The 24631-nt window shown below is 63.1% G+C and carries 11 protein-coding genes and 1 pseudogene; 3 read left to right on the top strand and 9 right to left on the bottom strand.

Going from position 1 to position 24631, the window contains the following annotated elements:
- The first annotated feature begins 27 nt into the window (after positions 1–27).
- Positions 28–693 (top strand): Crp/Fnr family transcriptional regulator, encoded by a 666-nt coding sequence (locus HLH45_RS13890; RefSeq protein ID WP_008571434.1) that lies wholly within the window; start codon positions 28–30, stop codon positions 691–693.
- Between the two features lie 85 nt (positions 694–778).
- On the opposite strand, the gene HLH45_RS13885 is transcribed toward HLH45_RS13890, so the two are convergent.
- Both HLH45_RS13885 and thrC read right to left on the bottom strand, forming a co-directional pair.
- Positions 779–1522, bottom strand: a complete 744-nt coding sequence (locus tag HLH45_RS13885; protein ID WP_014090040.1) for a murein L,D-transpeptidase catalytic domain family protein — start codon at positions 1520–1522, stop codon at positions 779–781.
- Between the two features lie 101 nt (positions 1523–1623).
- Positions 1624–2934, bottom strand: coding sequence for a threonine synthase (gene thrC, locus HLH45_RS13880; protein ID WP_171309842.1), 1311 nt, complete (start codon positions 2932–2934; stop codon positions 1624–1626).
- A gap of 155 nt (positions 2935–3089) precedes the next feature.
- Between thrC and HLH45_RS13875 the strand changes: the two genes are divergently transcribed.
- Positions 3090–3404 carry an EthD family reductase gene (locus HLH45_RS13875; RefSeq protein ID WP_008571555.1) on the top strand — a complete coding sequence of 105 codons (315 nt, stop codon included), beginning with the start codon at positions 3090–3092 and terminating at the stop codon, positions 3402–3404.
- A 74-nt stretch (positions 3405–3478) separates the two neighbouring features.
- On the opposite strand, the gene HLH45_RS13870 is transcribed toward HLH45_RS13875, so the two are convergent.
- The 5 genes and pseudogenes from HLH45_RS13870 to HLH45_RS22080 form a co-directional block, all read right to left on the bottom strand.
- On the bottom strand, positions 3479–4492 hold the full coding sequence (locus tag HLH45_RS13870) for a homoserine kinase (RefSeq protein ID WP_008571556.1): 1014 nt from the start codon (positions 4490–4492) through the stop codon (positions 3479–3481).
- Positions 4489–6996 carry a bifunctional aspartate kinase/homoserine dehydrogenase I gene (gene thrA, locus HLH45_RS13865; protein WP_008571557.1) on the bottom strand — a complete coding sequence of 836 codons (2508 nt, stop codon included), beginning with the start codon at positions 6994–6996 and terminating at the stop codon, positions 4489–4491. Before thrA ends, HLH45_RS13870 begins: the two co-directional genes overlap by 4 nt.
- A gap of 589 nt (positions 6997–7585) precedes the next feature.
- Entirely contained in the window at positions 7586–8086 is a 501-nt protein-coding gene (locus HLH45_RS13860) for a TspO/MBR family protein (RefSeq protein WP_008571559.1), read from the bottom strand.
- Positions 8087–8114: 28 nt separating this feature from the next.
- Complete coding sequence (locus tag HLH45_RS13855) at positions 8115–8399, bottom strand: hypothetical protein (RefSeq protein WP_223866278.1); 285 nt, start codon at positions 8397–8399, stop codon at positions 8115–8117.
- Between the two features lie 135 nt (positions 8400–8534).
- Positions 8535–8717 (bottom strand): annotated as a pseudogene (locus tag HLH45_RS22080) (hemagglutinin repeat-containing protein); the annotation flags it as partial.
- A 71-nt stretch (positions 8718–8788) separates the two neighbouring features.
- Between HLH45_RS22080 and HLH45_RS13845 the strand changes: the two are divergent.
- A protein-coding gene (locus HLH45_RS13845) for an IS3 family transposase (protein ID WP_409350108.1) occupies positions 8789–9903 on the top strand; the annotation gives its coding sequence in 2 pieces (ribosomal slippage) (positions 8789–9043 and positions 9046–9903; 1113 coding nt in all).
- Positions 9904–9955: 52 nt separating this feature from the next.
- Here the strand turns inward: HLH45_RS13845 and HLH45_RS13840 are convergent.
- Together HLH45_RS13840 and HLH45_RS13835 are read right to left on the bottom strand one after the other, a co-directional pair.
- Entirely contained in the window at positions 9956–10324 is a 369-nt protein-coding gene (locus HLH45_RS13840) for an Imm8 family immunity protein (protein ID WP_008576064.1), read from the bottom strand.
- A gap of 7 nt (positions 10325–10331) precedes the next feature.
- Entirely contained in the window at positions 10332–24569 is a 14238-nt protein-coding gene (locus HLH45_RS13835) for a two-partner secretion domain-containing protein (RefSeq protein WP_228996742.1), read from the bottom strand.
- Positions 24570–24631 lie beyond the last annotated feature (62 nt).

The raw sequence follows: 24631 nt of genomic DNA, 5'->3' as shown, positions 1-24631 counted from the left end.
CCCAACTCAGATTGCGCCCTTTGCGCCGTGCGCGGCCGGGCCATTTGTGCGGCGCTGTCGGCGCAGGAGATGGACGCGCTGGACCAGGTCACTCACGCGGCGGCCTACGCGCCCGGCAGCACCCTGGTGCGTGCGGGCGAGACCCGGCACAACGTCTATACCGTGACCTCCGGTGCGTTGCGCATGGTGCGCACGCTGGCCGACGGGCGCCGCCAGATCACCGGCTTCGTGCTGCCCGGCGACTATGTCGGGCTCACCGAAACCGCGCAGCACCGCCACGATATCGAAGCCATTGTCGACAGCCGGGTGTGCCGCACGCCGATGGCGCAAATGCGCCAGCTACGCGAGCGCTACCCGCAGCTGGAACGCAAGCTGCTGCAACGTGCCAGCATGGAGCTGGCTGCAGCGCAGGACACCGGCCTGCTGCTGGCACGCCTGCAACCGAGCGAACGGCTGGCGCATTTCCTGCTGCGGCTGGCCGCTCGCTCCACCCAGCCCGGCGCCAGCGGCGACACCGTGGCGCTGCCGATGAGCCGCGGCGATATTGCCGACCATCTGGGGCTGACCGTGGAAACGGTGAGCCGCACCTTCACCAAGCTGCGGCAGCAGCAGTTGATCGCGCTACCGCAACTGCAGCTGGTGCAGATCCTGGATTACGCCGCACTGCGCCGCCTGGCCGGCGATACGGTGTAAGGGTTGGCGGCTGATTGATGGATTTCATTGATGCGTCGGTGCGTGCCTGTCGACGCAGTCGGCCGGGTCGGTGACGCGCGATCACTCAGCGCCCGGCCACTGCACGCGCTGCCGCACCGCCACAGCCACTACTCAGCAGCCGCGACTGGCGCAGCCAGGCCCGGTCCGGGTAGTAGGCGAACACGAACGCACCGTCGCGCAAGGTATCGATCAACTGCTTGGCCACCGCTGGCCGCACCGCCGGGCAGCCCAGGCTGCGGCCGAGCCGGCCCTGGCTGCGGATGATGGCTTCGCTGACATAGGGCGCGCCGTGGATCACGATGGCGCGATCGCGTGCGTGGTCGTTGAACCCCGGCTCCAGACCCTTGAGCCGCAACGAGTAACCGTTGTGCCCGGTGTACGACTCTTGCGCGGTGAACGCGCCCAGGCTGGACTGGAAGCTGCCATCGTCATTGGAGAACTTCGCCGCCAGGTTCTCGCCGGTATTGCGCCCGTGCGCGACCCATTCGCGAAACAACAGGCGCTGCTTATCCAGATCGAACACCCAGAGCCGGCGCTCGGTCGAGGGGCGGCTGTAGTCGATGACGCTGAGCACCCGTTCGGCACCCACCTGCTGGCGCTGGCGGGCGCATTGCAGCGCCTCGGTGGCCAGGGCCAGCACCTGACGGTCCAGCGACGGCGCCTGGCGCGCCAGCGCCTCGACCAGACCCACACGCGGAGCGCCCAGTGGCGCGACCGGTGATCCAGCCAATGCATCGGCCGCACTGGCCGCACCAGCCGCTGCCCACCCGCACAAGAAGCCGGCAACGGCGATCATTCGATAAGACATGCAACAACCCACAGCGGACGCGGCGCCACGACGGGGCCGCACCCGGCTAGAAATAGCCGCATGCGGGCCACTTTCCAACCCCGGTGGCTGAACGCGTTGGGTCAGGCAGCATCGGCAAGCAAGCGCTGCCGAAGGGCTGCGTAGTCCGGCGCCAGTGCTTCGGCATGCGCTGGGCGCTGCAGCAGCGCGACCAGCGCCGGCGGAACCTCCACCGCGCGGCCGATCAATGGCTCCACCACCCCCTCGAACTTGGCCGGATGCGCGGTGGCCGCTACCGCCCAGTCGCCAGTGCCGCCCTCCGCGCCTTCGGCACGCAATTGTTCGAGCACATGCACCGCGGTGGCGGTATGCGGGCAATGCACCTCGCCGTAGCGGGCGAAGCGCTGCTGGACAGTGTTGCGAATCGCCGCATCGTCCACCGACAAGGCCCGGAATTCCTCGCGCAAGGCGGCATCGTCGCCGTTATAGAGCCAACGCAGCCGCTCGAAATTGCTCGGCGCGCCCACGTCCATCGCATTGGCGAGCGTGGCTACGCTGGGCTGCGGTGCGTAGGCATCTCCCGCGAAATAGTCCGGCAACACGTGATTGGCGTTGGACGCCAGCGCGATGCGGCCCAATGGCACCCCGAGTGCGCGCGCGATGATCGCCGCCAGCGCGTTGCCCAGGTTACCGGTAGGCACGACCAGGTTGAGCGCGCTGCCCGAGGCTGCATGGTGCTGCAGGGCGGCGTGTGCGTAGTAACTCATCTGCGGCAGCAACCGGCCCAGACTGATGCTGTTGGCCGAACTCAGCGGCACCTGCGCCTGCAATGCGGCATCGTTCAAGGCCTGCTTGACCATTGCCTGGCAGTCGTCGAACGAGCCGGCCACGCGCAGGGCCTGGATGTTGTCGCCGAAACACCCCAATTGATGCGCCTGCCGCGGCGACACGCGGCCGTCCGGATACAGCACCACCACACGCAGGCCGGGCTGGCGATGGAAGGCGGCGGCCACGGCGGCACCGGTATCGCCGGAGGTGGCGACCAGGATGGTGAGCGGACGGTCTTCGGCACGACGCAGGCGGGTCAGGCAGGCGGCCAGAAAGCGCGCACCGAAATCCTTGAACGCGGCGGTGGGGCCATGAAACAGCTCCAGTGCGTAATCGCCCGGCGTACCCAGCGCCACCAACGGCGCCGGGAAATCGAAGGCTTCAGCACAGATGGCAGGCAGTTCGGCGGCCAGTGCGTCGCCCTCGAAAAATGGCTGCAATAGCGCAGTGGCGGTGTCGGCCAGGCCGGCGGCCGCAACCAGCGTACGCGCAGGCGGCAGGGTCTGCGGCACGTAGAGGCCGCCATCGGGCGCCAGCCCGGCGGCGATGGCCTGGCTCAGGCTTGCGGCAGGGGCACCGCCACGGGTGGAGATAAACATCAGCATGACTCCAGATAAAGCGAAGGCTGGGCGGTACCCATGACAAGCGGTGCCGCGTGTGACGGAGCCGGGCGTCGGGCTGCGCCGGCATTTGGCCGAAGGGGTGCGCACGGTCGATGGCGCGGGGCTATGCTGCGCGCACCCTTCCGTGGAGTCGGCAGATGATCAAGGTCAGTGTGATGTACCCGTACCGCGAAGGCGCCCGCTTCGATCACGCCTACTACCGCGACCAGCACATGCCGCTGGTGAGCGCGCGCATGGGGCCGGCCTGTTTGAAATATACGGTGGACAAAGGCATCAGCGGCGGCGAGGCCGGCAGCCCGCCGGCGTTCATCGGGATGTGCCACATCTTTTGCGCGTCGCAGGAAGCCTTCAATGCCAGCTTCGGGCCGCATGCGGCGGAGATCCTGGGCGACATCGCCAACTACACCGACCTGACCCCGGTGATGCAGATCAGCGAAGTCGTCGTCGACTAAACAGCGCCTGGCGAGCTGCAGGCCAGACCTGCTGCCTGCTGCCTGCGGCGCGTTTTCATTGCATGCGTCCCGATTCATCCGAGTAACCGCGCCGCAGGACTTGCGATCGGCGAGACCCAGGCCTGGCTATCGAACCCTGCAGCCGCAAACCCGGCCTGCACTGCGGTTGCCGCAGCCTCTGCAGCGGCACGCGATTCAAACCAGGCAAACACACTTGGCCCGGCGCCGGAAATGCTGGCGCCGAGGGCGTTGTGGTCCAGCGCTGCCTGTTTGGCGTCTGCGAAGCCGGCGATCAATGGGGCGCGACGCGGTTCGATCAGGACATCACGCAGGCCTGCGCGTACCAGGTCTGGATCGCCGGCATGGCAACCGGCCAACACCAACGCCAGATTGGTGCTCTGCGCGACGAACTCGCGCAATTGATAATTGCCCGCCAAGGCTTCGCGCGCGCGCCGCGTTTCCAGCACTGCATCCGGATGCACCAGCAGGCTATGCCAAGCGGGTGGCACCGCGATTGGCACCAGGCGTTCCAGCGTGCACAACACCAAACCACCTACAAACAGCGGCCCCAGATTGTCGCCGTGGCGGCTGCCGCTGGCTACCGCTTCGCCATCGAGCGCGTATTGGTAGAGCTGGCGGTGATCCAATGGCGAGGCCAGCAGCGCGTTTGCCGCAACCAGGGCCGCGACGCATGACGCGGCAGACCCGCCCATGCCCGAGCTCAGCGCGATGCCTTTGTCGATCTCGACTTCGAACCCATAAGGCAGCTGCAAGGCGGCACGTAGCGAAATGAGTGCAGCGCCTGCAGTGTTGCGCTCGGCATCCAGGGGCAGCGCCACCGTCGTGCCGCGAATCGCAGCGATGCGCACCACCGGCGCTTCGATACGGCGCACGGTCACGGTGTCGCCGATGCCATCGATCGGATAGCCGAGCAGATCGAATCCCACCGCGACATTGGCAACCGATGCTGGTGCGAAGGCGCGCGCTTCGTGCAGGCCGTGTTTGTCCAAAGATGCGCGATCGCAGCGATGCGCCTGCGCCACCGCTGCCTGGCTCACGCCGGCATGGCTGACAACAGTCTGCGTCATAGTCGCGCGCCCTCGCCTGCCGCCACGCGCAGCAGATCGGCGAACACGCCTGCCGCGGTCACTTCCGGCCCCGCGCCCGGGCCTTGCACCACCAGCGGGTTCTCGCAGTAGCGACGCGTGGTGAACTGCACCACATTGTCGGTGAGGCGCAGATTGGCGAAGGCGTGATCGGCGGGCAATTCCACCAGGCCCACGCTGGGCGCGCGGTCCGGCGGCAGCTGCGCCACATAGCGCAGCACGTTGCCGCGCGCACGCGCATCGCGCAGGCGCTGCGCGAACACCGCATCCACTTCGGAGAGCCGCGCCATGAAATCGTCCACGCTGGCCTGACGCAGCCCTTCCGGCACCAGGCTTTCAACCTGCACGTCTTCCAGGCTGATGGAGCGCCCTGCTTCGCGCGCCAGGATCACCAACTTGCGCGCCACGTCCACGCCGGACAGATCGTCGCGCGGATCCGGTTCGGTGTAGCCCATGCCACGCGCCTGCGTCACCAGTTCGGCGAACGGCACGCTGCCGTCGTATTTATTGAACAACCACGCCAATGTGCCGGAGAAGATGCCTTCGATGGAGGTGACTGCATCGCCGGTATCGACCAGGTCGCGCAGCGTGGTGATCACCGGCAACCCGGCGCCCACGGTGGCTTCATAACGGAAGCGCGCCCCACTGGCATCGGCCGCGGTGCGGATCGCCTCATAACGCGCCAGCGGGCCGGAACCGGCCTGCTTGTTCGGCGTGACCACATGGATGCCGGCGGCCAGCCAGCCCGCATAACGGTCTGCCACTTCGGCGCTGCCGCTGCAATCGATGATCACCGCATGCGGCAGATGCGCAGACAGCAGATGCGTGGTGAAGCGTTCCAGATCGGTGGGCGTGGCGGCAGATGCAAACGCATCGCGCCAGTCGCCGACCAGCCCGCGTTCGTCCAGCAGCATGCGACCGCGTGAGACCACCGCACGCAGGCGCAGATCCAGATTGGCCTTGCCCAGCAACTGTGGCTGCGCAGTGCGCAATTGATCCAACAGCGCTGCGCCCACATTGCCCGGCCCGATCACGCCCACAGAGAACGTCTGCGGCGACAACCAGAAACCTGCATGCGCCGCGCGCAAGGCCTTGGTGGCGTGCGCCGCATCGATGGCCACCGAGATGTTGCGTTCGGACGAGCCCTGCGCAATCGCCAGGATATTGACTTGCGCGCGCCCCAACGATTCGAACAGCCGTGCCGCCACACCCGGCTGGCCGGCCATACCATCGCCCACCGCTGCCAGCACGCTGATGCCGGTGGTCAGCTGCACGCGCTGCACCTGGCCGACCGTGAGTTCATGCGCGAACGCCTGCAGCAATGCGTTGCGTGCGCGTTCGGACTCGTGCTGCTTGACCACGCAGCAGATCGAATGTTCAGAGGAACCTTGCGAGATCATCACCACCGACACCTGCGCGGTGCGCAGCGCTGCAAACACGCGTTCGGCCGTGCCCGGCACCCCGATCAGACCGGTGCCTTCCAGATTCAGCACCGCCAGATCCGGGCTCAACGTCAGCCCCTTGATCGGCCCGCTCACCGCACTGCTGGCAGTGATGCGCGTGCCGGGATGCTCGGGCTGGAAGGTGTTGCGGATGATGATCGGCAGGCCGCGTTCGATCGCCGGCGACATCGTTTGCGGATGCACTACCTTCGCGCCGAAGTACGCCAGCTCGCAGGCCTCGTCGTAGCTCAGCGTTTCCAGTTGCACCGCTTCAGGCACGACGCGCGGGTCGGCCGACAGCACGCCGTCCACGTCGGTCCAGATATGCAGTTCGTCGGCATCGAACAACGCGGCAAAGATGGCACCCGAATAATCGCTGCCGTTGCGGCCCAGCGTGGTGATGCGATCGGCGCGGTCGCGCGCCACGAATCCGGTGACCACCACGCGCGTTTGCGGATGCGCCTGCCGCCAGGTTGCCAGACGTTGCGCACTCGCCTCCCAGTCCACATCCACACCCAGTTCGCCGCGATTGACCACCAGCACGTCGCGCGCGTCCAGCACCGCGCAGTCCTCGCCGATCGCGCGGAAGTGATCGCCCAGCAGCTGCGCCGAATACACCTCGCCCAGGCCCTGCACGCGGTCGAGCACTTCGCGCGGCAATTCGCCGATGACCGCAAGCGCGCCGAGGATCTGCGACAGATGTTCGAAGCGCTCGTCCAGCCACTCCACCGTTGGCCCGGAATGCTCGCCGAGCAACGCCACTGCCGCACCGCGATGGCGTGCACGTGTTTCGTGCCACCGCTCGCGCCATTCGGGGCGATTCTTCGCCGCAAGTTCGGCCAGTTCGATCAAGGCATCGGTGACGCCCTTCATTGCCGAGACCACGGTGACCTGCACCGTCTCGTTGCGTGCAAGCAGCAGCTGCGCCACATGCCGATAGCGCTCGGCATCGGCCACCGAGGTGCCGCCAAATTTGTGCACGACAGTGCGCGCAGAGGACGCAAGAACAGCAGCGGGTTCGAACGAAACAGCGGGCGATGACATCGACAGACCTCGTTGGGGGAGGCCCCGTCCGCATCGGATGAGAGAGGGAAGCCCCCGCATCCTGATCCGGGTGCGGGGCCGTTGTTTTCGGAAGTTACGCGAAGACGACGGACCGCACCGGGCGAATGGTGGCGGTAGTAATGATGGTGGTAATGCCGGCCACGCCCGCACCTGCCCGCAGTAGCGGCTGGCAGAGAAGCGAAGCGGTGGCGGAGGCGTTACCCATGCATGCAAAAGACATCACCGGGCCGAGGCCTGTCAAGCGTTGCGTGAATGGGCAGGCGCATGCGTTGGGCGTACGGAACAGAAATCCTTTTTGCTCAGGGATTTAAGCACTGTGCGTGCAAGCAATTGATTGCTATGGAAACTTTTGGATCTGCCTTGCAGAGCCATGCTGCGCAGCTTTCTAACCTTCATTGATCGAGTCGTGTGCTCAGCCGACGCGATAGGCTGGCTGGATCGCCAGCGTTCGATGCATCACATCGCTGCAGGCAGCAGGTCGCTTCAAGCAATAGACAACTTCGCATCAAGCAACAGATCGTCGCTATCGCGACCCCGAGTCGGTGCGGGCCAAGGTCAGCAGCGCAGATCAGCCAAGCACCTGAGGGTTGAGTTGCCAGACCGAAAAATTGAGCGCCGCCGCAAAGCTCACCCACGCCAGATACGGCACCAACAACCACCCCGCCAAAGCGTGCCTCTTCGCAAACGCCCCAATGGTGCCCACCAGCACGAGCCACAGCGCCACGATGTCCGCGAATGCCCACGCTCCCAAGTGCCATGCAAAGAACAACCAACTCCACAGCCCGTTCAGCGCCAGCTGCACCAGGAAAAGTGTCAGCGCGACACGCGCGCCAGCCCATCCCCCACGGCGCCACACCAACCAAGCCGACACCGCCATCATCCCGTACAGCGCCATCCACACCGGCCCGAACAACCACCCCGACGGTGCCCACGCCGGCCGTTGCAGCTCCGCGTAAAAGCTGGCGGCCTGGATCGATGCAGTTGCGCCCAGCGCGGCTGCGGCATAGCAAAGCACCAACCAGCCGAGAAGGCCGAACCATTGCGATTTTTTGAAACGATCTTGGGTCATGACTGCTGTAGCCTCGCATCAGCGTTGGTCAGCGTCGCGCCATCAGGTCGGAAAATCTTCTTAACTCACCATCAACGAGATCGCGCTGTTCCGGAGAAAGCAGCACACTGATTTCTTGGGTTCCAGAAACGCAATCGACAAGATCAATTCCTACCCAGCCTGAGGACCAAAATTCAACTGCCCCCATTTTGTTAAAACTTTCAACCTCCACTCTCTGAAGATCTCCGAAATCACCATTCTTGAATTCACTGTAGATAAATTCGCAACCTTTCATAAAAGATAAGAAGTTCTCTTTAAACCAATCTGTGTTCATTGCCAATTTCCGTCGACGCCAACAACCTTAACACTGCCAGGGCAGTGGAATTTCCTTACCACCCTGTAAGACGAACGCTACGATTAGCCTGCATCTGGCCCAGGCATCTTGCCCCATACTTTGCGCCTTGTTGAAGACTGCTAAGTCGTTGCCCGCCTGCATAGCGAGGTTGCCGCCGGCACTGAACTCGGTGCTGTGGACGGTTTCGTCGCTCGTGCTGGTGGTTTGCTTGAAGCGCTTGCGCGTTTCCAGGACATCGCTGGTGTCCACCGTGGTCAGCGTGCTGGCGTTGATGCCGTTGCCGGCGCTGATGCCCACGTAAGCTCCCCCGATCCGCAGACACCGCATAAGTAGATCTTTCTGGCATCGTTCCCAAGTCAGGAGGTTCCATGCGCACATCGAAGTTCACCGAGACACAGATCATCGCCACGCTCAAGCAGGCCGACGCAGGCGTTCCAGTCAAAGACATCTGTCGCCAAGTCGGCATCAGCACGGCGACCTATTACCAGTGGAAGAGCAAGTACGGCGGCTTGGAGGCGTCCGAGCTGCGGCGGGTCAAGGAGCTCGAGTCCGAGAACGCCAAGCTCAAACGGATGTATGCCGAGTTGGCGCTCGACAACGCGGCAATGAAGGACCTGATCGCAAAAAAACTCTAGGGCCGGCGCGTAAACGCGAGGCGGTGCGGTTCCTTATCGAGGTCCACGCGCGGCCGTTGCGCCGGTCCTGTGCATGCGTCGGGCTGTCGCGTGCCGCTTGGTATGCACCGCCTCTGGACTGGACGGTGCGCGATGCCGAGCTGATTGCCGAGATCGCGCGTTACGTTGAAGCGCACCCCAGTCGTGGCTTCTGGAAGTGCAGCGACTACCTTCGCAAGCAGCAACCAGGTTGGAATCCCAAACGCATCTATCGCGTTTACAAGGCCATGAAGCTCAACCTACGCCGCGCTGCAAAGCGTCGCCTTCCCAAGCGTGAGCGGGTGCCGCTCTACGTGCCGAGGCTGCCAGACACGGTCTGGTCGGTCGACTTCATGAGCGATGCGCTGGCATGCGGACGACGCTTTCGCACCTTCAACGTGGTGGATGACTTCAATCGCGAGGCGCTGCACATCGAGGTTGACACCTCGATCAACTCGCAACGGCTTGTGCGTGTGTTCGAGCAGATCAAACGCGATCATGGCTTGCCGCAGGTGGTGCGCTCGGACAACGGCCCCGAGTTCCTGGGCGAAGCGTTCACCAGCTGGCTCAAGACCAATGGCGTCGCACTACAGTACATCCAGCCGGGAAAGCCAAATCAGAATGCCTTCATCGAGCGCTTCAATCGCACGTTCCGCGAGGAAGTGCTCGACCTGAATCTCTTCGCCTGCCTCGACGATGTGCGCGAAGCCGCCCACTGGTGGATGATCGACTACAACGAAGCAAGATCCCATGATTCGCTCGGCGGAATGACCCCGGTCGAGTACCGCAACAAGTACGCCGAAAGCTCTACTTTTGAAGTGCCTGCTTGACGGGGGAGCTTACGCTAAGCGCCCCCCATAAAACTCGGGACTTGAAGGAATCTCACGAATTATTATTTTTTTCAGAATGAACGTAATCCTCGAATTCCCATGACATTACGCGAGACAATTTTATTGCAATTTCATTCCATTCCGCGCCCTCAAAACTTCCTACATATTCGGAGATAAATTCACGTATTTCATCATAGTCGTAATTCTCAACAATCAGCATAAATCTCCCCCACGTAGGTCCATAATGCCTCTTCTTTATCCAGCCGGGCGTGCACACCTCAATAAAGAAATTATCCCCACCCTCAAAATCTTCTGGACCAATTACTGCCCTCAGCTCCTCACTAAAGCACCCTGGGTCATCAGGTTGCTCATTTTTAAGATCCCAGTTGTCTGAATGGAGCCCAAACAATCTAGCCTTCATAATTTATTTATTCCTTATATATATCCAGATGCCCATTGGATATCCTACTCTTTTTTCCGTATGAATCTATTTCATATCGTTCAAAATTTGCTTGAATCCCTGTCACAGCTTCTTTTGATTTAGGCTTAGCTGCGGGCGGCCTATAAACTCTCGTACCATCAGCACTAATCCATCCCGATCCGTCGGACAAGGGCCTCGCACCATCGCCAACCCAAGTCATACCTAACCGATTTGCTTCCTGGGCATTTGCGGTTCCGATACCAAAATTCGGGTTACTGGTCCCACTTCCAATCATCGCCTCCTTCAACCGAATATCTTGATCAGCAATCGAGCTAAGCTCTTTATTCGCGAGGTCAGAGCGTAGCTTTGCACCGTTCGCAATATTTGCTTCACCATTAGAACGCACCGCGGGCGGCGCCCCTGCTTCACTATCAGCATCTGCAGAAGCAGCTGACACCCTCGTCGATAGCGCCTTACTTTCTAGATCCGCATTCTTTATGGAATTCCGGATGATACTTGTGAACTGGCTACCGACCAAGCCACCCGCTTCCCCAACGACGATGCCTGCCCACATCTGGCGTTGAGTCGTCGCCCAATCAATGCCTTCTACATAGCCGGCTTCCGCCCAACGCCCTTGATCTTTCAACAGGAGTTGATAGTTGTTCTTCAGCGCAAGCTCATCATAGGGTCCGATCTGATCGCTATATCCGCTGAAGGCAATAGAGCCTATCCCCAGAAGCATCCCTTTCCCAATGGAAATGAGGTCACCCCCAAAGCTCGCTTGCTTATCAGCAGCGTCGTACCCAAGGATCGTCCCTCGGAATAGCAGTTCCTTATTTGCTTGAGTGGGCGCATGGTTAGGACTACGAATATCATCGATATAGTTCTTTATCGACGAATCAAATCTTGATCCATAAAGCGCATTCAGATTGACCGTTGGATCCTTCCACTCCTGGTCAGTACTTTGAAAGAAGGCGTGGCGATTCCCCATCGAATCCGTGTAATAGCGACCTTGCGACTCACTAGAAAGGAAACTTTCAGTAAGGGTATCCGTGCCATTCAATGCAGCCCAGTTCTCGTCTTCTTTTGAAGCGGCATATGTGTTTAACCTGACACGCGCGTCATCTTCCGTGAGGACGAGGCCATTTTTTGCCATGTATTCAATGTATTCCTGGACAACCTCATCACTCTTTAAAAACTTCACCTCAGATGGGTGCAGCTGACGATTAAACCGATCACCCGCAACTGCGATGGCTGCGCCTGGTGCACCACCTAAAACACCGCCTATGGCTGCACTACCGGCCTCCATCAGGCTATTAAACGTCTCGCTATCGGGGTCAATATGTTGACTGACCAAATAATCAGCCATGACCTGCTTGGCTCTCTCAGAGCCTGCAGCCGAGATGGCACCACTAAGTGTACTCTCTCCTCCCAGTGCAGCGACGGCTGCACCTGTCAGGCCATGCAACAAAACTTTGTTTACTCCTCCGTCACTCCAGCTATTTTTACGAGCTAATGCATCTGCTTCCGCAGCTTTGTCCCCGGTGGCTCTTGCTGAGGCAAGGTCCAATGCCGCACGCTCTTGCATACTGCCGGCGATATCACCCGCTGCACGGAATCCAATCTCCCCAGCCAGCCCCATCAGCTCTTTCTGATCTTCGATCTTCTTCTGATCGAAGATCTCCTTCAGCCCGGACTGTTGCAACTCGGTTGCATTGCGATCCAATCCTGCCAGCGCGGACTCGTCGCCATTGCGGATCTGGATCGTGCCGGCCGCGATGTCGCTCTTGGTCGTGCTGCTCGAGCTGTCGCTGGCGTTGCCCAGCATGCTCAGCCCGGTACCGATGGCCATGCTGGCCATGCTGCTGCCCGTGCCGCCAGCCACCGAGACGCCGCTGGTCTTGTACTCCGCCTTGTTCTGCAGATCCTCGACCGTCAAGCTGTCGGTAGACAGCCGATTGAGGCTGGCATCGGCCGCACTTGCAATGGCACCGCCGACCAAGGCCGTGTTGCCGCCCACCTTAATGTCGAAGCCCCCATTGCCGGCTTGGATGCCGCTCTGCTCGGTCACGCTGGTATAGCTGCTGTTGACCTTCTGCTGACTGTAGCTACCGCCGCTGCCCGAGCCGGTCGCCAGGGTCAGACTGCCCTGCTGTTGTTTGCTTTTGTACTCATTGGTGTCCTGCTCGCTCTTAATCAGCAGATCGCCGCCGACACTGGCTAGGACCTTGTTGCCGACAGCTTGCGCGCCCTGGATCGTAGTATCGTTACCGCTCACCAATGTCAACGTGTCGTTGGCAGTGACTACGCTTTCCGCGCGCAAATCGCTATTGCCCTTGGCGCTGCCCTTGCCTGCAGACACTGTCAGATAGTAGCCAGTCGTCGCACCGACGCTGACACCGATCTCGCCGCCAGCGTTCTTGTTCTCCGATTTGGTGGTATTGGTTTCCTTGTTGCTCAGCAGGTTGAGATTGTTTGCAGCGGCCAGGGCCACGTTTTCACCAGCAATCTTGCTGCCGATGACGTTGAGGTCGCCCCCGGTCGCGGCGATGGTGATATCGCCGTTGCTGAGGATGCGGCTACCGCCGGTGGTTTCCTCGTGCGTGGTCGTCTTGCTCGACGAGCTGCTGGCGCCGATGCCAAGGCGCAAGCTCACGCCCGCCGCATTGGCTGCACCTTGTGCGCCATCCGCAGCGGCGGCGCCGGTCTTGGTCATGTTGCCGGCAACCGCCTGGCCGTCGTAGCCCTTCAGGCCATTGCCGACCAAGCCCACTGTGTCGCTGACCGCGTAACCTGCCTTGGCGGCGTAGAGCGCCTTCAGGCGATCGTCTTCGACCTCCGAGCCACGCTTGACAGCGCCGTAGATCGCCTGCGCGGCATCTACAGCCCCACCAGTCAACCCCAAGGTAATGCCTGCACTCTGCTGCTTGGACGTCTGCACCGTGTCCACGGTGTTTTCTGCCGCCGCAATCGTGACTTCCTTGCCCACGATGGTGGTGCTGGTGGCACTCAGCACCTCGCTACCTGTGATGGCGACCTTGTTGCCGGCCGTCATCGTCACCGAGCCATCCGTGCTGCCGACCAGGCTGCCGGTGTTGGTGACCTCGGTGACATCCAATCCATCGGTCTTCTTGGTCACGCCCAAGGCGACGCTAAATCCACCACCGCCATACAGGCCGGACTTCTTGACTGTCTTTTCGTGTTCCTCGCTGTGCGTGTTCTGCACCGTGTCCAGCGTGAGGTTGTTGCCAGCGGCCAACACCACATCGCCGGTGCTGGCGACCTGTGCGCCTTGCGACAGCAGATCATTACCTGCCGCGATCTGTACCGTGTCGCCACTGAGCGTGGTGGTGACCGCGACGTTGTCGTGCCACTCGTCATGCGTTGTCGTCGTCTTGCTACTGAACGTGCCCTTCTTCTTCTTGGTCATGTCCTGCACGGCATCGTGCTGCTCGCTGGCGGCGAGCAGGTTGACGTCGTTGCCGGCGGCCAGGGTGATGCCGCCTTCCTTGATGGCGGCCGATGCGGCGGTGAGGGTGATGTCGTTGCCCGCCTGCATGGCGAGGTTGCCGCCGGCACTGAATTCGGTGCCGTGGACGGTTTCATCGCGGGTGCTGGTGGTCTGCCTGAAACGCTTGCGCGTTTCCAGGACATCGCTGGTGTCCACCGTGGTCAGGGTGCTGGCGTTGATGTCGTTGCCGGCGCTGACGCCCAAGCCCTTGCCTGCATCAAGCTTGGCAGCGACCAGATTGACGTCATTGCCGGCGCTGAGGATCAGGTTGCCGCCAGCGGTGAGCGCCTGCTGGTCGATGGTCTGCGTGGCTGTGGTGGTGGTGACGCGGGTTTTGCCGTTGCGCGAGTTGTAGCTATTGGTCTCGGTCTCGTTGAGCACGGACTCGACGTTGAGGTTGTTGCCCGCTGCGGCGATCAGATCGCCGCCTGCCTTCACCTCGGCCTGCCGGATGGTCAGGTCGTTGCCCGCGTTGAGTTGCAGGCTGTCGCCGGTGCTGATGCTGGTGCGGGTGGCGACCTTTCCGTCCAGACTGGCGGTCGGCGTCAGCGACAGGTTGTTGCCTGCCTGAAGTGCCGCGCTACCGCCAGCGGCGATTGTCACGCCGTGCAATTGCAGGTCGTTGCCTGCGGAGACGATCAGATCCTTACCTGTGGTCACCGACACGGCGTCGCCGCCGCGCAGCAGGCCGTTGTCGTCACGCAAGGCGCTGGGCGTGAGGCTGAGGTTGTTGCCGGCGATCAACGCTGCGCTGCCACCGGCCTGCACACGGGTGCCGGTCAACGTCATGTCATTGCCGGCCATCAGTTGCAAGGTGTTGCTGGCAGTGATGCCCGACAGGATGCCGACGCCATTGATGGCCTTGGACGCTTCGCTGACCAGATTGTTGCCGGCCGCCAGCCCCACATCGCGCCCCTCGATTTGGCCCTGGTTGAGCAGGTCGTTGCGCGCTTCCAATGCCACGGTGCCGGTGCCGCTGATACGGCCCTGGTTGAGCAGGTTGCCGGCGGTGATGCTGACATCGGCACCGGCGATGACGCCCTGGTTGCTCATGGCGTTGGTGGCGTTGAGCTCGACGCTGCCGCCGGCAATCAAGGCGCCGCTGCCACGTAGCTGCAGCGAGTTCGAAGCCAGGTAGACCACCGGCACCAGCACGGTCTGGCCCTGGTACTCCTGCTCCACCATCCACACGATGTCCTGCGTCAGTGCAGCGGCCTGGGCGGCAGTCAGGCCCACGCCCATGCTCAGCTGCAGCTGGCCTGCAGCGGCCACGCCGGACTCCAGCAAGGCGCGGTATTGCGCCACGCCATCGGCGTAATTGCCCAGATAGCGACGACCGGTGAGCTGGGTGATCTGGTCCAGCACCAGCCGCTGCTCATAGAAGCCGTCGCCCAGGCGGGTCTGGGTCCACTCCGGGTCCACGCCCAGCTTGTCCAGCAGGAAATCGCTGCTGATGAAGTTGTCGTAGTTGACGAAGCGCGGATCGGTCTCGATCAGGTAGCGACGGCCCGGGCCGTTGCTGCGCCACGCGTTGATGCCACCCAGGCCGATTGCTGCGCGGCCCATCGCCGTGCGGTCGGTGACCGTGCCACTGGACAGGCGATACAAGCCGCCGATAGGAAGATCGATCTGCGTCAGCGAGGTCTGACCGCCGCCGACGATATTGGTGACGGGGATGCTGGCGGGGTCGACGCGCGTACGGGTTGCGTTCGCGCCCGTCGTGACACCGGTACCGGCGGCGGTGGTCTGCACAGTCGCCTGATCGACGCTGCTGCGCACCAGGCCGCGGTCGTTGGACATGACCGGTGCGACCGACATCTTGACGATGCCGCCCGATGTGGCCAGCGTGGCGTCCTGCGTGTTGGCGCCGACGTGCGTGCCTGCGCTGCCGCTGGTGCCAGTGGCAACTTGGATACTGCTCGCGCCGCCGTTGGCACGGCCGCCCACTGCCTGGCCGCCCACTCCACCGGCGCTTTGCGCGGTGCGACCATTCAAGCCACCTTGTGCGCCTACACCACGCAGTGCAGCGCCACTGATAACGCGACCATCGCTTCCGACAGCGCCGTTGCTGATATTGGCGCCATTGATGCTGACGCCTTGGTTGCCGGTCATGCTGGCGCCTAGGGCGATATAGCTGCTATTGGTCGCTGAGGAGCTCAGCCTCTGGTCTTCTTCTTCGTAATAACAAACGACCTTCTGCCCAACAGGCTGCATACAGTCATTGGTGATCGCGGTGACGATATGTTCCACATCGCTTTGTCGAACCGTTTGATTCAAGGCCAGCGCTTGGTTGAGCAGCTGCTCGCTTCCCAAGATCATCCCATCCGAGAGTCCGCCAAGACCTCGCTGGTTGGCAGCGAACAGGCCTGCCGCAGCGATTGTCGAGGCATCATTCGTGACGCTTCCCGACAACAGGATGTTCCCGCCCGCCGCGATGCGTCCCTCAGCGCTTGCCGAAGACAATTGCTCCTGTTGAATGACCTGATAGTTGCGATAAATTCCCGGCGCGAGCCCCTTGTAAGGATAAGGTGCCCGGGCTCCCTGGAGGTTCCTAATCGCTTTGCCTTGGATGAGTTCACCACCCGAATACACGCCGTCGTTGCCGGGATCGGTAGAGACGCTGGTGGTGTTAATCACGCGACGCCGATTATTGAGCTGCTGGGCCGCAATCAAAATACTGCCATCAGCCTCAATACTACCCGAGAGGTTATTCACCATCCCGGTCCGGGCTACCAATGTGCCACCACCATCCTGCGCACCACCGATGGCGATATTGCCCAAGCTGAAGATGCGCGCATCGCGATTGAGCAGCTGATCGCGCACGATCAGGTTCATATTGCCGGTGGAGCCGAGCAATGCCGAACCGTAGGCAGCGTTGCCCGTCGCACCGCCAAAATCTGCGCCATTGACCAACGTACCGGTATTCACCGAGACATTGCCGCCGACGATGCTGCCGGTGTTGTAGACGCTGTTGGCAACAAGCGACAACGCCCCGTTGCCGGAAATGCTGCCGGCGTTGTCGATGACGTTGCCGCCGTTGAGGCGGGTATCGTTGGAGACGATGTTGGCGCCGCCGCGGTTGGTGATGCTGCTGGCGATGATATCGAGTGTGCGCGCCGCCTTGAGCGTGGACTCGTTGACCAGGTTGCCACCCACACGCAGGTTGAAATTGCCGTTGCTGACCAGGTCGTCGCCGGCGCGGTGCGTGTAATCGCTGCGCAGGGTCAGATCCAGTAGGTTTTGCGCGAGAATACTGCCGCCACCGTCGAAACCGACCGTGTCGATGACCACATCGCCGGCACCGCCGGTGACGCTGCCTGCGCCAATCTGGCCACCGGCATTGCTCAGGTTTTGCAGATTCAGGCGAACCGATTGCTCGGCCTTGATCTTGCCGTTCTGGTTATCGAGCGTGGCACCTGCGCGCTGCAACAGGAAGTTGGCGCCGGCATAAACGCTGCCGCCCTGGTTGTTCAAGGCATTGGTATTGGCGATCAGGTCGCCGCCTGCCACCAACTGGCCGCTCGTGTTGGCGATGCTGGCCGCATCGATCACCACACTGCCGCGCCCACCCAGATTGCCGTTGGTGTTAGTTAATGCGCCGCCGGTGGTGATGCGGGTCAGGCCACCGCCATTGTTGACGATGCTGCCTTGGGTGTTGTCGATCCGTCCAGCGGATGCAGTCAAGGTGTTGCCCGCATCGAGCTGGCCACCGCTGTTGAGCAAGGCACCGGTGACCGCCACATTCAGATCACGGCCGGCGCTGAGCTTGCCGGCTTGATGATTGTCCAACTGGCCCCGTGCAGTGATGCCGAGGTCGCGGCCGGCCTGCAGATTGCCGCCGGCACTACTGATGTTTTCTGCAGTGATCACGGCATCGGTACTGGCACCGATCGTGCCATTGCCATTGTCCAGACCGCGGTTCAATTCAACGCGTAGCCCCCCGCCCACGCCCGCATTGGCAATCGCCTGCACGGTACCGCCAGCATTGCTGAGGCTGTCGGCACGCAAGGTCAATGCACCGCCGCTGGCCTGAAGCAGACCGTTACGGTTATCGACCGTGCCGCTGGTTTGCACGTTCAATGCCCGGGCCGACACCGAGCCGGCCAGATTATTGAGACTGGCTGCGCTCACGCCTGCGTCGCCTGCCGCAGCGATGGCGCCATTCTGGTTGTTCAGGGCGCCGCTGGCGCCGAGTGTCAACTGGCCCTGCGTCAGGATGCGTCCGCCGCCGTTGCCGAGTGCACCGCCGCTGGTCACCGATAGCGTGCCTGCGCCGGCATGCTCGATACGGCCCTGCGCATTTTCAATGCTGGCAGCGGTGATGGTCAGATCCTGACCGTTACTGGCCAGCGTGCCGGTGGTGTTGTCGATGGCACCCCCAATCACCACGCGCGTCGCACCCGCGCCGCTCTGCACCAGACCACCGCCGACATTGCTGAGGCTGCCGCCGTCGATACTCAGCTGGTTAGCCTGAAGTTGCCCGCCGACAGTGTTGAGGCGGCCATTGTCGATAGCGCCGGCGGCCTGCACGGTGAGCGTTCCGCCCGCGAGCAGGTTGCCGCCACGATGATCGAGGCTACCGCCAGTAGAGAGTGCGACATTGCCGGTGGCACGCGTGGTGGTGCCAGCCAACTGCAGCTGACTGCCCTGCGCGGTGAGATTACCGCCTGCCAGCAGTGTGCCGGAGGCAGTGAGCTGACGATCGGCAAGCAGGCTGAGCGTGCTTCCGCTACCCAGGCTGCCGTCTGCGTTAATGCCGGCACCCACCGCACCGGTGATGCCGATCTCGCCTGCGCGAAGGCTTAGATTGCCCGCTGCGGTGGTTTGCCCGGCGTTGTCGATGCGCGCACCTTGCACAGCGACGGTCGTCCCGCTGACCGTGCCCTGCTGGCGTACGAGCGCATCACTGACCAGCGTGAGTTGTTGACCCGCGACCTGCCCGGCAACCGTCAGGTCGCCTTTGGAGCGCAGGTCGAGTGTGCTGGCCGCGCTCAGATTGCCGCTTTGCGTCAGCGCACCATCGGCCTGTGCCGTGAGCGCCCCTGCTGAGGCCAAGCGGCCATCGAGCTGCAGGTTGCCACGACTGATCAATGCCACATCGCCACGCTCGCTGCCTAACTGGCCACTACTGCTCAGCTGCCCTGCTTCCACACGCAAACCTTCGCCGCCGATCAGATCGCCGCGGTTATCCACTGCACCGTTGGCGGTAACGCCAAGCCGCTGCAGGCCATAGGCCTGACCGGTCTGGCGTAGCGATCCGACACCAAGCGAAAGTTGGTTGCCGGCGCGCACGGCACCGGCGTTGTCGAGCAGGCCAGCAATGGACAGCGTGGCATCGCCTTGCGCAAGCAGCACGCCCGTCGCGGCGTTACTCGCACTGGCAGCAGTCGCAGTCAGACTGCCACCGGCCGCGACCTGCGCGGCGTTGGTCAACGCACCGGTTGCGCTCAGCACCACGTTGCGGTCTGACTGCACCACACCGGCAACCGCCAGATCGCCGGTGCTGCGTAGATTGATGTCGGTGGCGGCAGCGAGTGCACCACGGCTGTCGATCGCTGCGCCGTCAAGGCTGATCGCGGCGCCGCTTTGCAGCACTGCCGCTTGCCCGGTCGCGATCTGCGCGCCACGCAGGGTTGCGTTCGCTGCGGACACCGCCTGGCCGTTCAACGTGAGTCCGCGTTGTGCCTGCAGATCCAGCTGCGATGCCGATTGCAGCGTGCCTGCGGCAGAGAGATCGCGCCCGGCCTGCAGCGCGACGGACTGCGCCTTGAGCGAACCGGCCTGTTGCAGATCGCCGCCTGCGGTGGCGTGCAGCGTGGTGGCTGCTGCGACCACGCCCTGCAAGGTCATATCGCCCTGGCTGGTCAACGTCACGTCCGCCGCTTCGCTGCCGAGCTGGCCGCTGCTACGCAACGTGTCCGCTTCCACCAGCACTGCATCCTTGGCGATGAGACTGCCGCGGTTATCCAATGTGCCGGTGACCGTGGCGGTCAAGGCCTTGGCGGCCACGGCAGTGCCGCTCTGGTCCATGCTGGCTGCGGTGATACGCAAATCGCCGCCGCTCTGCAGGCTACCGGCGTTCTGCAGTGCACCTGTCGCCAGCGTGATGTCCCCCGCTGCGGCAAGTGCACCAGCTGCTGCATTGTTGATCGAACCTGCCTGTAGCGAGAGGTCGCGGCCCGCGAAGACCTGGCTGGCGTTGCCGAAGGCACCGCTGGCGCTTAGCACGACATCGCGATTGGCTTGCGCAGCACCCGCCAGGGAAAGATCGCCGGCGCTGCGTACCGCAAGGTCAGTGCCAGCATCCAGCGTGCCACGGCTGTCGATTGCAGCGCCGTCCAGGGTGATGGCGCCACCGCTTTTCAGCACTGCATCGCGACCGATCACGATACTGTTGCCATGCAGGGCGGCATCTGTACCGGCCTGCGCCTGACCGTTCAAGCTCAGCGTGCGCTGTGCCTGCAAGGCCAGCGTGGAAGCCGATTGCAGGGTGCCGCCGGCAACGAGATCACGGCCGGCCTGCAGCGCGACGGTCTGTGCGCTGAGCGTCCCTGCCTGTGAAAGGTCGCCCCCTGCAGCGGCTTGCAGCGTGGTCGCGGCAGATACCACGCCCTGCAACGCGATGTCGTTCTGGCTGGCCAGTGTCAGCGCGCCGGTCACCGAGCCCAGCTGGCCATTACTGACAATGCTGCCGGCCGTGATGCTCAGATCCTTGCCTGAGACCAACTGGCCTGCATTCTCGAATGCGCCGGTAGTGGCGATCGACAGCGCGTCGCCGCTATAGACACGACCGCGCTGCAGCAGCGACCCGCTATTGAGCGAAAGGCCTTGCTCTCCATGCAGGCTGCCATGATTGTCCAATACCCCGGCAACATCGACACGCAGATCGCGCTTGGCGCCCAGGGTTGCATCGGACGCGTTCATGGCACTGGCAGCCTGCACGCTCAGATCGCGCGCGGCGATCACTTGGGCACCGTTGTTCAAGTTACCTGCTGCGGTCAGCGCAATGTCGCGGCCGGCCTGCGCTACGCCGCCCAGCATCAAGTCGCCGCCACTGCGTAGAGTCAGATCATTCGCTGCATCGAGCGCGCCACGGCTATCGATGCTGTCGCCTGCTAAGCTGATCGACGCACCGCCCTGCAGCATCGCCGCAGCGCTGGTCGTGATGCTTGCACCATTGAGCGTGGCATTGGCAGCACTGGATGCCTGGCCGTTCAATGCAAGCGTGCGTCGTGCCTGCAGATCCAGCGTGGATGCAGACTGCAGGCTGCCATTGGCAGTGAGGTCTTGCCCGGCCTGCAAGGCAATCGACTGCGCCTTGAGCGAGCCAGCTTGCTGCAGGTCGCCGCCAGCCGATGCCTGCAAGGCAGTCGCGGCGGCGACCACACCGTCCAGCTGCATCGCGCCCTGGCTGCTTAACGCAACACTGGCCAGCTCGCTGCCCAATTGGCCGCTGCTGCGCAACGTGCCTGCATCGATCTGCAGCGCGTCCCTGGCGATCAGGTTGCCGCGGTTATCCAGCGTGCCGGCGACTGTGCCGTGCAAGATCCTGCCGGCAGATGCACTGCCACTCTGATCGAGACTTGCCGCCGTCATCTGCAGGTCGCCGGCTGCCTGCACGCGGCCGGCGTTGTTCAACTGTGCTGCCGCGGTGAGTGCCACATCCCCATCGCCCGCCAATACGCCGGCAGCGGTGTTCTCCAGGCTATGTGCCTGCGCGGTCAAGGTGCGCCCGGCGAAGACCTGCGCTGCATTGGTCAGCGCCCCGGTAGCCGTCAGCTCAACATCGCCGCTGCCCTGCGCAACGCCCGCCAGCGTCAGGTCGCCCAGGCTACGCACACGCAGACCGCTGCCTGCATCGAGCTTGCCGCGGCTAGAAATCGTGCCACTATCCAATGCAATCGCACCGGCGCCCTGCAACACCGCATCCTGGCTTGTCGTCAGCGTGGCAGCGCGCATGCCGATGTCGCCACCAGCCTGGCCTTGCGCAGCGAAGGTCAATGCTCGTTGCGCCTGTAGGTCAAAAGTCGAGGCAGATTGCAGCGTGCCGCTCGCGGTGAGGTCGTGACCGGCACGCAACGCCAGCGATTGCGCCTTCAGCGAGCCGGCTTGCTGAAGATCGCCCGCGGCGGTGGCCTGCAAGTTGGTTGCGGCAGCCACCACACCTTGCAATGCGATATCGCCCTGGCTGCCCAATACGACGCCTGCAGCTTCGCTGCCCAGCTGGCCACTGCTGCGCAAGTGACTAGCATCGATCTGCAGCGCATTGCGGGCCACCACATTGCCGGTATTGTCGAACGTGTCGACAACCGTTGCGGAAAGCGTGTTGCCGGAGCTGACGCTTCCACCCTGGGTGAAGGAATCGGCATTGATTTGCAATGCGTTGGCAGCGTACAGGCTGCCGGCATTCTCAAGCACGCCGCCAGTACGCAGCTGCGCATCGGCGCCAGACGAGAATGCCGCGCCTTGCGCGTTGCGCAGGCTGGCCGCATCCACCTCCAGTGGACCAGCAGCGATCACCTTTGCGCTGTTATCCAGCGCGCCGACCGCTTGCAAGGTAGTACTGCCTGCGCTCTGCACGGTGCCGTCCAATGCCAACGCCCCAGCGCTGGCGATGCGCAGGTCGCCGCCAGCATCGATGACGCCGTCGTGGGCGACACTGCCGCCACGCAGTTGCAACGCGCCATCGCTGTGCAGTTGGCCGCGCTGATGCAGCGCGCCATCGGCCTGCAGATCGAGCGCGCCTGCCGAACGTACGACGGCATCGCTTGCAAGCTCACCTGCCACGACAACCGTCAGCGCGCCACGCGTGCTCTGCAGCGTGCCGGAGAAGCTGGCATCACCGCCGCTACGTAAGTCGACGCTGGCCGCGTTCACGGTACCAGACACCTGGGCGCCGCTTGCGGCATCCATTGCTAATGCGCCGCCTGCGACGGTATTGCCGCTCAGGCGCAGATTGCCGCGACTGCGCAGCGTGGCATCGCCACGCTGGCTGCCGATATCGCCGCTGCTTGCCAGTTGCGCAGCGTCCACAGTCAATGCGTCGCCTGCGACAACGGTGCCGCTGTTGAGCAGCTGGCCGGTAGCCACCACTTGCGCATCGCGTGTCGCAGACAGGCTACCCGCAGTGGTGAGGTTGGCAGCCTGTAGCCGCAGATCGCGGCCGGCATACGCACTGCCTGCGTTGTTGACTGCACCGGCGCTACGCAGGTCCAGATCGTTGCCTGCAGACACCGCAGCGCGCTGTGCGATGTCGATCGACGCTGCGTTCAATGCAAGCGCATCGGCTGCGATCAGCTTTCCCTGCAGTTCCAGGCGCCCACCCGCGCGCACATCAGCCCCCTGCCCGGCTTGCGCCAATCCAGCCACACGCACGTTGCCATTGCCGTTGATCTGCAGCGCAGTTGCCGCATCCAGCGTGCCCAGTGCGTCGACGGTATTGGCGTTCAGTGCAATCGTCGCGCCGCTCTGCAAGGTACCGGACAACGCAATCTGCGCTGCGCGCAGATTCGCGCTCGCGCCGCCATAGGCCACGCCACCACTGCGCAAGAGCCCATCGGCGCCTAGATCCAGGGCGCCGGCGGCGTGCAGGCTGCCATCGGCATTCAATTCCGAGCCGAACAGACGGATCGACCCCGCGCTACTGCGGCCAACATGGGTCACCCCACCACCGGCTTGCGCATCCAGTGCACCGGCGGCCACCAGGTCGCCTGCAAGCGTCATGCTTGCAGCACGCAGGGACACGTCGCCTTGTTGCGAGCCAAGCACTCCACGCTGATCGAGCGCGCCGGTGGCACGCACATTCACAGCATCCCGCGCGACGGTGGTGCCTCCCAGGCTCACTTGCCCTGCGCTGTCGATCTGCAGATCGCCACTTTGCGCAGCCAATGTGCCGCGGCTCACCACGCCGACGCCGGCTTCGGTGGCGATCAGGCGAATGCGTTCGGCATACATGCCGCCCAATTGCGCCACATCGATACCGATCGCAGGAAGGCCGCCGTCGGCACCTGGCAGGACGTCCAGCAGCATGCCGTCGTAGCTCACCCGTCCGGCACCAGCGGCGGCGACCAGCTCCTTGGTCCAGATCGAGCCGTCTACACTGAGCTGACGCGACAACAGATCCAGGCGATCCACATTGAATGCGTCCAGACCGTTGCGACCGATGCTCAGCGCACCGCCGGTGATGCTGAAACCGTTCAACGCACCATCGCTACCCAGGTTCGGTGTGCCGGTGGTCAGGGTGACGCGCGAGGTATTGAGAAAGCCGCAGCCATCGCAGGAAATGCCGTTGGGGTTGGCGATCACCAACTGCGCTTTCGCACCGGCGATTTCGGTATAGCCCTGCAGGCGGCTGCTGGCCGAGGTGACTTCGTTGAGGATCAGCGACGCGGCACCGCTACGCTGCAGGTTGTTGTTGCCGGCAACGTAACCGCCCAGCTCGGTCTTGGAGATCTGCGCACTGTTGTTGAGGATCAACCCATTCGGGCCGACATTGAAGTTGCTGTAGCGGTTGTGCGAAATGCCGCGTGCATTGGGCGCGACGATGTCCACCACCGGCACGCCATTGGCAGCAACCTGCTGGCCTGGCGTTTGCCCTCCAGGGTTGGCGGTTGGCGCAACCTGCGCCCATGCCGGAAACGATGTCCAGGTGATCGTGCAGCACAGCAACAGTGCAAGCGCCCGCTTGCCCTGCTCGGCCAGGTAACCACGCACGCGCATCGCTTCGTTATCCATCGTTTCTCTCTCGCCGCCTGTTGGCGTCATCAATCAACAAACGCGTAGCCGGCTGGCGACGC

Origin of the sequence: Xanthomonas euvesicatoria, assembly GCF_013112235.1 — a bacterium.
GTDB lineage: Bacteria > Pseudomonadota > Gammaproteobacteria > Xanthomonadales > Xanthomonadaceae > Xanthomonas > Xanthomonas euvesicatoria.
The sequence above is the reverse complement of the archived record's forward strand: the minus strand, read 5'-3'. Positions and strand labels throughout refer to the sequence as shown.